Consider the following 12,258-nt stretch of genomic DNA (forward strand, 5'->3'; position numbering starts at 1 on the left):
TATAAAGACTAGTCGGTTGAACTGGCTGCCGCTTCTAGAGCAGATCGCTCGCGCACGGCTAAACGTTCGCTCTCAGATTTCAATTGACCGCAAGCTGCTAAAATATCGCTGCCACGTGGGGTTCTAATCGGTGAGGCATAACCGCCGTGATTGACCACATCAGCAAATGTTTCAATCTGTTCCCAATCTGAGCATTCATACTGCGTATCTGGCCACGGATTAAACGGGATGAGATTGATCTTTGCCGGAATGCCTTTCAGCATTTTGACAAGCGCTTTCGCGTCATCAAGGCTGTCATTCACACCCTTAAGCATCACATATTCAAAGGTAATGCGTCGCGCATTGGAAACACCTGGATAATTGCGGCACGCATCCAGCAATTCTTTAATTGGGTATTTCTTGTTGATTGGCACCAACACATCACGCAATTCATCATTGACCGCGTGCAGTGAAATCGCCAGAGACACGCCAGTCTCCTCGCCAATTTGTGCAATTTGCGGCACAACGCCTGATGTGGAAAGCGTGATACGGCGCTTTGATAGGCTGATGCCTTCGCCGTCGGCCATAATCAACATGGCATCGCGCACATTATCATAATTATAAAGCGGTTCGCCCATGCCCATCATGACCACGTTGGATACCGCGCGGCCTTCTTTAGGAACAATCGCCCCCTTGGTGATCGCCATATCTGGAATATCACCCAAACGTTCGCGGGCAATCAGTACCTGACTAACAATTTCACCTGCGGTCAGATTCCTGACCATTTTCTGCGTACCCGTGTGACAGAATGTACATGTGAGCGTGCACCCAACTTGGCTTGATACACAAAGTGTGCCGCGCCCTTCTTCAGGGATATAGACCGTTTCAATATCAACAGGCTTACCCGCACCACGGGATGGAAAACGAAACAGCCATTTGCGTGTGCCATCGCTTGAGACCTGTTCGGAAATCAATTCTGGACGATCTGTGGTGAAATGCTCGCTCATTTTAGCGCGCAGGTCTTTGGAGATGTTGGTCATCTCTTCAAAGCCAGTCGCTCCGCGCACATAAAGCCAATACCAAAGTTGGTTCGCGCGCATTTTGCACTGCTTTTGCGGCACGCCAATTTCGGCCAACGCGTCGATGAGTGCCTCACGTGTTAGCCCCACGATTGGAATACGATTGTCCGTGCCCACCGCCTTTGGGCGCTCAGCAGGGTCCATATCCACAAGGTTCAGCGTTGCTGTCATTGGTACATTCACGTTTCTATTAGGGGCTTTAGGTGACGGGCTATACCAGCCAAGGGCGTTTGACGCAAAGAAAAAGCCGCGCCCTTCATATGAAGAACGCGGCTTTAATCAAAATCTATAAGTCAGCCTTAGCCGCAAGCAGCAGCAATTTTATTCAGCGCTGCTGTGATACCGCTCAATGAATAAGTATCAACTGTGTTAGTGCCACGGCGCGAACGACCTTTGATCGTCATCTTGCTTCCGGCTTTCATTGCTGCAACCAAACGGTTTTCTTCAGCAACGTTTTCCATCCAAGCACCGTCACCTTTGGTGAACATTGTAAAGCTTGCACCATCAATCTCTGTTGAGACTTTAGAATTCTCAGCAAACGGATACCCAATGATCACGCTGGCTTCATTGCGAACGCCGCGGCCTTGCCAATGAGAAATCATGAAGAAAACTGGATCACGATTCGCCCCTGCTGGCTGCTGATCTTTTGGCTGTGATGCCACATAGCAAACTTTACCATTTGCGCCGCTCACAGAGTAAGCCGCCCAATCTTTGAAAGCTTCTATAAGAGCTGGTGTTTGAGCGACTGCCGCGCTCGAAGTTGCCAGTGCAAGCCCTAAGGCCAATGCCGATGTAGCTAAAAAACGCATGTTCTCATCTTTCCTTACCCGATGCATCCATTGAGTTGATAGTTGTTAACGCCATCTCACTCCATGAACCGCTCATAAACAGTTAATGTTAACCCTAGCTAAACTGGATTACTAAAATATGAATCACCCCATTGTATCCGCTTTCAAAGAGACCTGAAATACGGATATGGTTAACGATTTGTTGACTGCGAAAAAAGGCGATATTTTGATCATATTCACAAAAAGTGATCAGATGTGGACTGTTCAAATTATCCAGACCGACAAAAAGGCTTACTTGGCCTTGTGAACAACCCCTATCTGTTAATGACATGTCTGCCTGCGCGCCTTAGATTGCCGCCTAACAGGAGTGCCGAATGTCAGACAATCATATCTTTCTCATCGATGGGTCCGCCTATATCTTCAGAGCTTACCATGCGCTCCCGCCTTTAACTCGCAAATCAGACGGTTTGCCTGTTGGCGCCGTATCGGGTTTTTGCAACATGATGTGGAAGTTGTTCAATCAAGCCAAAGATGGTGAGCTTGGACCACCGGCCACCCATTTTGGTGTGATCTTCGATTATTCATCGAAAACATTCCGCAATGAAATTTATCCTGAGTATAAAGCTAACCGCGATGCACCGCCGGAAGATCTACGCCCACAATTCGGTTTAATCCGCAAAGCCACCCAAGCTTTCAACATGCCATGCGTTGAGCAAGAAGGATTTGAGGCGGATGATCTCATCGCCACCTACGCCCGCATCGCCAATGAGCGCGGTGATAAGGTAACGATTGTTTCTTCTGATAAAGACTTGATGCAGTTAGTGACAGATAATGTCAGCATGTACGATCAGATGAAGGACAAGCACATCTCGATCCTTGAGGTGCACGAAAAATTCGGCGTCGGTCCTGAGAAAATGATTGATCTGCAAGCGCTGGCTGGCGACAGCACAGACAATGTGCCGGGTGTGCCAGGCATTGGTGCAAAAACTGCCGCACAATTGCTGCTTGAATATGGCGACCTTGATACGTTGCTTGAGCGTGCGGGTGAAATTAAACAGAACAAGCGCCGCGAAAACCTGATCGAATTTGCAGACCAAGCCCGCATTTCCCGTGAACTCGTGAAGCTCGATGTGAATATGGACCTTAATGTGCCGCTCGATGATTTAAGCCTCATTGAAGTGGAAGGCGGCAAGCTGCTTTCGTTCTTAAAAGGCATGCAGTTCACTAGCCTTACCAAGCGGGTGGCCGATATTTTTGAGGCTGATATTAGTGCAATTGATGCCGATGACATTCAGGTGGATGGCTATGAAGCCCAACGCGGTCCAGACCTGGATGCAAGTGGCGAAGAAGGCGGCGCACCATCTGGCGATTGGACCCCACAATCCCATGCATCAAATCGCGCAAGCCAGTTAAACGGCCTTGCTGTCGATCATGGCGACTATCAGCTGATCACCGAACTTGATGACCTAGATCAGTGGTGTGCCACCGCTCGTGATCGTGGTTATATCGCGGTGGACACAGAAACCACATCACTTGATGCAATGGTCGCAGACCTCGTTGGCGTATCGCTCGCCTTCGCACCGGGCAAAGCCTGTTACATTCCACTCGCGCACAAAGACCCTGAAGAAGTGAGCGGTGATCTGTTCGGTGATCCTGTTGGCAGCACAAGTGCAGAACTAAAAGGCCCCGACGGGAAACCCATCAAGCAACTCGCCATGAGTGATGTAATCCCACGCCTCAAAGCCTTGTTTGAAGACCCATCGGTTTTGAAAATCGCGCAAAACCTAAAATATGATTGGCTCGTTCTGTCACGCTACAACATTGAGGTCGCCCCCTTTGATGACACGATGTTGCTCTCATATGCACTTGATGCGGGCGTTTCTGGCGGTCACGGTATGGATGCCCTCTCCGAACGTTGGCTCGATCATTCTCCAATCCCGTTCAAAGAAGTATGTGGGTCTGGCAAATCTCAAATCACCTTTGACAAAGTGCCCCTTGATAAAGCGCTTGCTTACGCTGCTGAAGATGCCGACGTGACGCTGCGCCTATGGATGCTGTTAAAACCGCGTTTGGCAGCTGAGAATATGACGGTCGTCTATGAACGCTTAGAACGCCAAATGGTGCCGACGCTTGCCCGCATGGAAAAGCGCGGTATCAGCGTTGATCGTCAAATGCTCTCACGGCTTTCTGGCGAGTTCGCGCAAAAAGCAGCGGGCATTGAGGCTGAGATTTTTGAGCTGGCTGGTGAAAACTTCAATGTCGGCTCCCCCAAACAATTGGGCGAAATTTTATTCGACAAGATGAATTTGCCCGGCGGTAAGAAGACCAAAACAGGCGCATGGCAAACAGGCGCGCAAGTGCTGGATGACCTCGCTGCAGAAGGCCATGAACTGCCTTCAAAAATCGTGGACTGGCGTCAGCTTTCAAAACTGAAATCCACCTATACAGACGCAATCCCGAATTACATCAACCGCGAAACAAGCCGCGTTCATACATCCTATTCACTGGCGAGCACCTCAACGGGTCGCCTGTCATCGTCAGAACCAAACTTGCAGAATATTCCAATTCGCACGGAATCGGGTCGCAAGATAAGACAAGCTTTTGTGGCCGCTAGCGGTCGCAAGCTCTTATCTGCCGATTACAGCCAGATCGAATTGCGTGTACTCGCACATATGGCTGACATCCCGCAGCTCAAGCAGGCGTTTGAAGACGGTCTTGATATTCACGCCATGACTGCAAGTGAAATGTTTGGCGAACCGATCGAAGGCATGGACCCGATGGTGCGCCGTCGTGCGAAAGCGATCAACTTCGGCATTATCTACGGCATTTCAGCCTTTGGCCTTGCCAATCAATTGAGCATTGGTCGCGGTGAGGCGAAGGATTATATCGACAAATATTTCGAGCGCTTCCCAGGCATTCAAGACTACATGGAAGAGACGAAAAAGTTCGTCCATGCCAATGGCTATGTGGAAACCATTTTCGGGCGTCGGGTACATTACCCAGACATCAACACGAAAAACCCGAACATGCGCAACTTCTATGAACGCGCCGCCATCAACGCGCCAATCCAAGGTTCCGCCGCCGACATTATCCGCCGCGCGATGATCCGCATGGAAGACGCGTTGGATGAGGCGAAGTTGAGCGCACAAATGTTGCTACAAGTGCATGATGAATTAATCTTTGAGTTGCCAGACGAAGAAGTGGACGCCACCACCAAGCTTGTTCAATCCGTCATGGAAAACGCAACCATGCCCGCCATGTCACTCTCCGTTCCGTTGCAGGTAGATGCGAGAGCGGCGGATAATTGGGATGAGGCGCACTAGAATAATCCCGTCCGCACGGTTGACTAAATAATATACCAGCCTGATATTATTCAGCATTATGGTTATGATTTCTGACAACCCAATTTCAAGCGACAATAACATTCCCAAAGCAGCCCTTATACTTGGGCTTGCGGGTGTGCTGCCGTTTGTCGTTTTCGGCTTGCTCGCGATAACCCTTGGCGGCGAAATTGTGACGCCAAAGCTCGCAGACACACTGTTGATCGGTTATGGCGCGGTTATTTTGTCGTTTACCGCGGGTGTTCGGTGGGGACTGGCGCTTACCGTGCCCAATGAAAATGATCAAGCGCTTCAATTAACAGTATCCACTGTACCATCAATAATTGCTTGGGCTGCTTGCTTCATGCCCTTTGCTTATGGCCTGCCGCTGCTTGCCTTTACCCATGCTGCCCTTGCCGTTTGGGATATTCGAGGCATGTACAACGGGCGCGGGCCAATATGGTACGGCAAACTGCGCATGATATTAGCCATCATTGTCGTTGGTATTTTGGTTGTCGTGGGGTTAGTGCGCTACTTTATGCTTCTTAATGGCTAAGCTCCAACTCGACTAATTAGCCAGGTAGGCAAGACGAATTGGCAATTGGAAAAAGCTTCTTACTGCCCAGCACATAAGCATGATATTGCCCACCGGGGAACAAGCCATCGAATGCTCCATCACGCACATTCAACCCGCCTGTAAATGCGCCAAAGGCTGGCATAATTAGGCGTGAACTACTCGCAACAAAACACCGACTTCTAATCGTGCGCCCTCGCCCGCGAATACGAGCGCATGGGTGAAGGTGACCTGCAACCTCAGAGCTCGTCGGGTTTTTAGTAGGTTCATGGCGAAACGTGATGCCGCTTATCTTAATCTCATCCATAACGCTGCCACCAAGATGATCAGGCAAATCTGGGTCGTGATTACCCGAAATCCAAATCCATTCCGCACCCGTAACGAGTGTTGTTAAAATAAGTTGGTCTTTTGTGGAAAGCCTGTCGGGTGCCGCGCCATCATGAAAGCTATCCCCCAAAGCAATGACACGCTGAGGTTCAAACGCTTTGATGAGACGGCTTAATTGATCGAGCGTCGCGGCGGTGTCATAGGGAGGTAAGAAAACTTGCTTGGCGGCGAACGACGAACCTTTTTCAAGATGTAGGTCTGAAACAATCAAGGTTTCCTGATCCTGCCAATAAAGCACACCTGCGGCATGGGCGAACAAGGTTTGATCACCCAACTGAAGAGGAAGGCCCGCTGAGGCGTCAATTGGCTCGCCGTCTTTCGCATCCATTTTAGCCACGAGGCTTGCGTTCACGTTTCTTCTCCTCTTGGCGATTACGCACAGCCTTTGCCGTTTCAAAATCACCCATGGCTTCCGCTATTATTGCGTCTGATGCTTCAGCCAAAATCGTGTCGTTGGCTTCCCCGATGATGGGTTCCTTGCCGATCTCCAGCATAATGGGAACTGCAAGCGGGGAAATTCTCTCAAGGGAATTATGCATGATTCTCCCTGAAATGCGCGATAACATATCTGACAACCGCCGAACATCGAGCAATCCACGCGCGGCATCTGCCCATGTTGCCTGCATGAGCAAGTGGTCCGGTTCATGGTCACGCAGTACGTCGTAGATCAAATCAGTCGACATAGTAACTTGCCGCCCCGTCTTTTCCTTGCCCAAATAATTCTTTTCAATCAGGCCAGAAATGAGGGCGCAGTATCGGAAGGTTCTTTTCAGGAGCACTGAATCCGCCAACCAATCCTCTAAATCATCACCCAGCATATCTTCATGAAACAGAGCATCCATATCCATGCCCTTCATGTCCTTGAGGCCCCAAACGCCAATTGCATAATCGGTTGCGACAAAACCGAGCGGGCGCATGCGTAACCGTTCCAAACGGCGAGTGAGCAACATGCCGAGCGTTTGGTGTGCTAGCCGCCCCTCAAACGGATAGGCCATCAGATAGAAACGATCATTACGCGGGAAGGTTTCAATGAGCAGCTGATCTCGCTTTGGGAGAATAGAAACAGCCTGCTGCATGGTGAGCCATTCTTGCACCTGATCTGGTAATATCTTCCAAGTTTCAGGATCCGCCAACATGGAGCGCACCCGATCAGCCAGATAAGTTGAGAGCGGGAATTTACCCCCTGCATAAGCGGGAACCTTCGGTTCTTTCGCGCTGGTTTTAGAGACAAAGGCATCTGCTTCGCGCACGCCTTCCAGCTTTAGTATCTGCCCTGCAAAAAGAAATGTGTCGCCGGGCGCAAGTGTATCAACGAAATATTCTTCCACCTGCCCAAGCACCCGCCCGCCGCGTGTGTTCGTGCCGCGCTTGGCAGAGGTGAGGCGCACATTAAGCAGGGGCATTTCAACGATGGTGCCGATGTTCATTCGGTATTGTTGCCCAATCTTCGGGTGCGACAATCGCCATGTGCCATCTGCGGTGAGTTTGATCTTCGCGTAACGCTCGTAAGCTTTGAGAGCGTAACCACCTGTCGCGACAAAATCGACGGCCTTATCAAAGGTCGCACGGGTGAGGTTTCGATAGGGGAAGCATTGGCGAATTTCGAGATAAAGTTCGTCCGCCCTAAACGGACCAAAACAAGCAACGCCCAGAATGTGTTGAGCCAAAACATCAAGCGCGCCATCCACGATCGGTGGCGTGTCTTGATCGCCGATGTAATTGGCATCAAGGGCGGCGCGGCATTCCATCACCTCAAACCGATTGGCGGGCACAAGCAGGGCTTTTGATGGTTCATCCATCCGGTGGTTCGCGCGGCCAATACGCTGCGCCAATCGGCTTGCCCCCTTAGGCGCACCAACGGTGATAACGAGATCAACGTCACCCCAATCAATACCCATATCAAGGGTCGCAGTACAAACAACAGCCCGCAATGTGCCGTCCACCATTGCGCTTTCAACACGGCGGCGTTGGCTTACATCGAGGGACCCATGATGTAAGGCAATGGCGAGATTATCGTCGTTGATATGCCAAAGTTGCTGAAACACCATTTCCGCCTGCGAGCGTGTGTTGACGAAAACCAGCGTTGTGTTGTGGTCTTTGATTTGGTCATAAATATCGCCCATGGCATGACGAGCAGAATGGCCAGACCACGGCAGGCGTTCTTCAGATGTTAAAATTGAAATATCCGGCTGTGCACCACCATCCGCAACAATCAAATCAGCTTCGCGCGCTTCTTCAGGGTCGTCTTGTGTCACCAGCCACTGGCAAAGTTCACTGGGGTTTGAGACTGTTGCTGATAGTCCCACCATACGCACATTGGGCCTGAAGGTGCGAAGCCGTGCGAGACCAAGAGCCAACAAGTCACCGCGCTTTGATGTCACCATTGTGTGGATTTCATCGACGATAACGGTTGTGAGATTATCAAAAAACCGTTCCGCATCTTTAGACGCCAACAACAGCGCCACCTGCTCTGGCGTGGTCAGCATAATGTCTGGCGGGTTTAATTTTTGCCTTTGGCGCTTGGAAGATGGCGTGTCACCCGTGCGGGTTTCAACCGTGATGGGTAAGTCCATTTCCGCAATCGGTGCTTCAAGGTTTCGCGCAATATCGACAGCGAGTGATTTGAGCGGCGAAATATAAAGCGTGTGCACGCCTTGTTTAGCACCCCCCGGTTTGCGTTTTGGTCGATCTTTTAGATCAACCAAACTTGGCAAAAACCCCGCCAATGTCTTACCCGCGCCCGTTGGCGCAATGAGCAAACAAGATTTTTGTGCCGCCGCCTTTTCAAGCAGTGCTAACTGGTGCGCACGCGGCGACCAGCCTTTTGCTGCAAACCACGCAAGGAAGGTTGGCGGCAAGGTCGCAATGTCTTGAGAGCTATGATCGAACGATTGGGTCACAGTAGGAATTTAAGGCGGATTGACCGCCCTGTCATTTTCTTTTCCCTTTAATTTGAGCATTCCACTCTTGACCTTGAACATGGCTTCATGATCACTCGCTGAAGAGAGAAAATAACCGAAGAGACCTTTGATGAAAAAACGCGGCATGTCCCTAAGCACGATTGCTCTTCTTGTTGTTGGTCTTGGCTATGCAGGGGTCAAACAGTTTGCACCTGATTTTGATCCGTTGGATGGGTCCGTCGCCACGCAAAGCGGGGAAGCTGTTGCCCAAACCACGAAGCCTGCAAAAGGCGCAATCAATAAACCCGTTGTGCTCGCCCTGTCATGGACTGCCGCCTTTTGTGAGACGAAGCCAAATAAGCGCGAATGTAAGAGCCAGACCAAGAAACGTTATGATGCCAACAATTTTGCGCTCCACGGGCTTTGGCCAGAACCCCAATTTTGTAGCCGTGTGCGATATGAAAATGTACCGGATAAACTTTGGAAAGCGATGCGGGTGGCAATGCCCGGCACTCAGTCTGGATTGCACAAGCACGAATGGGAAAAGCACGGCACTTGTTATTCTGATGGGCCGACGCGGTATTACGCCGATGCAATTCGCTTAACGCTCGCTTTCAATAAAACCCCATTGCAGGATTTATTCGCAGACAATATCGGCAAACATCTCTCTGCTCGAGATATACGCGCAGCCTTTGATAAAGCCTTCGGGCGTGGGGCAGGAGATCGTGTGTTGGTTCATTGTGTTCGTGATGGCGGGCGGCAACTTATTCAAGAATTGCGTATTGCCATGCGAGGTGATCTACGCACGACGAATTTCCCTGTGCTGCTGAAACAAGCCCGCGCTCAAAAGCAGGGCTGCAAGGGTGGCATCGTTGATGCGGTTGGCCTGCAATAGAATTGCTATTTGCGTGACGACCAAACGCGCAAGTCTATGATCACTTTTAACGTTGCGATGATGGCGAGAACGGCAAGTGCTGCCTTCGACCATGTTTCCATCGTGCCTTCAATCAACAAAGCATGGGTAACCGTTCCGGCGATGATGACCAAAGCCAAGCCCGTATGAAGGCGCTGCCATATACGATGTTTAACGCGCAAACGCCTGCGCAATAGGGCAAGGAGTGCTGTCGCAAAAACACACCACATGGCAATTACGCCCCAGACAGAAAATGGTGTTGGGGAGCGAAACAAAAGCGCGTCAATGACATCTGGCGGGCTGGTGATCCAAAGGCCGCCTACATGGATGACAACCAACACCAATAAAAGCATCCCGATCAACCGATGGATCGTCCGACTACGCAGCAGATCTACATTTGGAAGATAGCGGCCAATGGCAAGCGGTTGAATGAGTAAAAGGCAAAGCGCCAAAACGCCAGCAAGACCTGCGACAATATAGATCGGCTGTCGCCATTGCAGCAACGGACTGGTGATCGCTGCTAAAATTGGGATGCCGAGCACAATGGCAAGACCTACCCAGAATAAAACAGATCGTTGTTTCGTCACCTTGACCTCAATCGCGTTGGCGTATCAATCACGCTGGCACAAGCACGAAATCAACATGCAGCGTTTTATCTGTCGAACTCTTCATCAAGGGCCGTAAAAACACGGTTTTAAAGTCGCCACTATCATACGCCAAATGCCCATGAGCCTGTCCAAAAGCAGGTACGATTTGCGGCATGTCCATTTGGAAATTGCCGTCTTTATCCGTCAGCGTCGCACCATGGCTTTCTGGTTCGCGCTCGTGGCCTTCTGTGGTATGCGCCCACATTTGAATGCGTTGACCTTCAAGCGGCGCACCATCACCTGCCCGCCTTACGGTGCCCGTCATCAAAAAACCACCGCCACCAATACGCTTAACAATAGCGGCACCGGGTCGATAATTATTCGAGCCACCACGCATGGTCGGCGTGGGCGCAAGGCCTGCGGCTTGGGCAGGAACAATCAGGCCAGTTGCGCTGACGGCACTGGCAGCACTTGCTGCAAGAAGCGTGCGGCGGTTGATTGAAAATTCAGACATGTGAGCTTCTCCACTATGTGGGGTCTATCGTTTGGTTCTTACAATCAATTTAAGCACGATATACGGCAGAATATAGCAATGCCGAAAAATATTTCTGTGCGGTGGGCTAAATGTTATTTCGAAAGCCTGTGACATCTAATGCATCTAGATATGAAGCTCAAAATATCAGGGCAATATCACTCTATATGGTTGGCTATGAAGATGAGCCAGAGTAGTCTTTTAAAAAGATAAGAATAAGGGGTCCAAAATGGCCGATGATTCAAACGATATTGCAACCCTGTTTCAAGACTACGCCGACGGCATGAATGACATGGATGCAGAGGCGATCGCGGAACTTTTTGCGTACCCCGTCACCATTTGGCAGCTTGGCAAAGGCTACGTGTTTGATGACGCAGACGATTTGATTGAGAATATCGAAACACTGCTAGATGCCTATGACAAAGCGGGTGTCACCTATTCTGAACCAGAAATTGGCCCAACCCATGTTACTAAAGCCGCGGCTTTCGCCACCATCTCTTGGCGACAGCAGGATGAGATGGGCGATGTGATCCACGCATTTCATTGTGATTATACCTTGGTGAAGCAACACAGCGATTGGCTCATCACCAATATCGTCAATGAGCAGGCTGTGGAAGATATCTAAAAGCCTGTCATGTGAAAGCGCGCTTTTATCTAGGGAATGCTGGTCGGCAAGGTCGATCAGTATAAGCAGCCATAATTTCATCTGTTTGGAGCTTGCTTCCCTGCCCAATTGTTGCAATTGGGCAATCCCCTTCTCCATCGCCATCCGCGACCCTAAAAATCAAACTCAATGGAATGAATTTTTCATAAGCCTGTGGCTCAACATCAAATTTCATTGAAAACGCAACGGCTCGACCATCAACAACATGCCAACGAATAATGTCATCTGAAAAAATCCGCTGGCCATCACCCAAATAGTCCACCAGCCGATGCACTTTGACCCCGCGCTTCTCGTCAGGTCTGGTAATCTCTAAATCAATACGCGCCCGACGATAATGCAAAACAAGCCCGTACCCGTTTGGGCCTTTGCAATAATCACTATGACCTGTGGCACCCACTGTGAACGTCTCACAATTTGGCTGCGAACGATTAAAATCTTGAAATTCCGAGGCGTTAGCTGTGGATGCGATCAAAATCGACAAAAGAAGGGCTTTTACAAACATCATGCTTGCTTATTTAAGGAACTTGACGCGGAT

Annotated in this window: 11 protein-coding genes; 4 read left to right on the plus strand and 7 right to left on the minus strand. The window is 50.2% G+C overall.

Going from position 1 to position 12,258, the window contains the following annotated elements:
• Window positions 1-8: 8 nt before the first annotated feature.
• The gene (rlmN, locus tag ABJO30_03085) at window positions 9-1,202 is read right to left on the minus strand and encodes a 23S rRNA (adenine(2503)-C(2))-methyltransferase RlmN (GenBank protein MEP3231795.1); all 1,194 of its coding nucleotides are present in this window, start codon (window positions 1,200-1,202) and stop codon (window positions 9-11) included.
• 155 nt (window positions 1,203-1,357) lie between these two features.
• The gene (locus ABJO30_03090) at window positions 1,358-1,867 is read right to left on the minus strand and encodes an invasion associated locus B family protein (GenBank protein ID MEP3231796.1); all 510 of its coding nucleotides are present in this window, start codon (window positions 1,865-1,867) and stop codon (window positions 1,358-1,360) included.
• Window positions 1,868-2,220: 353 nt separating this feature from the next.
• Between ABJO30_03090 and polA the strand changes: the two genes are divergently transcribed.
• Together polA and ABJO30_03100 are read left to right on the plus strand one after the other, a co-directional pair.
• Window positions 2,221-5,169 (plus strand): DNA polymerase I, encoded by a 2,949-nt coding sequence (gene polA / locus ABJO30_03095; GenBank protein MEP3231797.1) that lies wholly within the window; start codon window positions 2,221-2,223, stop codon window positions 5,167-5,169.
• 64 nt (window positions 5,170-5,233) lie between these two features.
• Complete coding sequence (locus ABJO30_03100; protein ID MEP3231798.1) at window positions 5,234-5,722, plus strand: DUF3429 domain-containing protein; 489 nt, start codon at window positions 5,234-5,236, stop codon at window positions 5,720-5,722.
• Window positions 5,723-5,738: 16 nt separating this feature from the next.
• Here the strand turns inward: ABJO30_03100 and pdeM are convergent, their stop codons facing one another.
• The gene (gene pdeM / locus ABJO30_03105) at window positions 5,739-6,479 is read right to left on the minus strand and encodes a ligase-associated DNA damage response endonuclease PdeM (GenBank protein ID MEP3231799.1); all 741 of its coding nucleotides are present in this window, start codon (window positions 6,477-6,479) and stop codon (window positions 5,739-5,741) included.
• Window positions 6,457-9,027 carry a ligase-associated DNA damage response DEXH box helicase gene (locus ABJO30_03110; protein MEP3231800.1) on the minus strand — a complete coding sequence of 857 codons (2,571 nt, stop codon included), beginning with the start codon at window positions 9,025-9,027 and terminating at the stop codon, window positions 6,457-6,459. The genes pdeM and ABJO30_03110 overlap by 23 nt, the downstream gene beginning before the upstream one ends.
• A gap of 130 nt (window positions 9,028-9,157) precedes the next feature.
• Between ABJO30_03110 and ABJO30_03115 the strand changes: the two genes are divergently transcribed.
• Window positions 9,158-9,922, plus strand: coding sequence for a ribonuclease T2 (locus ABJO30_03115; protein ID MEP3231801.1), 765 nt, complete (start codon window positions 9,158-9,160; stop codon window positions 9,920-9,922).
• 5 nt (window positions 9,923-9,927) lie between these two features.
• Here the strand turns inward: ABJO30_03115 and ABJO30_03120 are convergent, their stop codons facing one another.
• Window positions 9,928-10,527, minus strand: a complete 600-nt coding sequence (locus tag ABJO30_03120; protein ID MEP3231802.1) for a ferric reductase-like transmembrane domain-containing protein — start codon at window positions 10,525-10,527, stop codon at window positions 9,928-9,930.
• Between the two features lie 28 nt (window positions 10,528-10,555).
• Window positions 10,556-11,041, minus strand: a complete 486-nt coding sequence (locus tag ABJO30_03125; GenBank protein ID MEP3231803.1) for a twin-arginine translocation pathway signal — start codon at window positions 11,039-11,041, stop codon at window positions 10,556-10,558.
• Between the two features lie 247 nt (window positions 11,042-11,288).
• Here ABJO30_03125 and ABJO30_03130 point away from each other — a divergent pair, with 247 nt between their 5' ends.
• A complete protein-coding gene (locus tag ABJO30_03130) occupies window positions 11,289-11,684 on the plus strand; it encodes a nuclear transport factor 2 family protein (GenBank protein MEP3231804.1) in 396 nt (131 codons plus the stop codon).
• A gap of 25 nt (window positions 11,685-11,709) precedes the next feature.
• Here the strand turns inward: ABJO30_03130 and ABJO30_03135 are convergent, their stop codons facing one another.
• Window positions 11,710-12,228: a hypothetical protein gene (locus ABJO30_03135; GenBank protein ID MEP3231805.1), complete on the minus strand. Its 519-nt coding sequence runs from the start codon at window positions 12,226-12,228 to the stop codon at window positions 11,710-11,712.
• Window positions 12,229-12,258 lie beyond the last annotated feature (30 nt).

Source organism: Hyphomicrobiales bacterium, from assembly GCA_039973685.1.
Taxonomy (GTDB): domain Bacteria; phylum Pseudomonadota; class Alphaproteobacteria; order Rhizobiales; family JACESI01; genus JACESI01.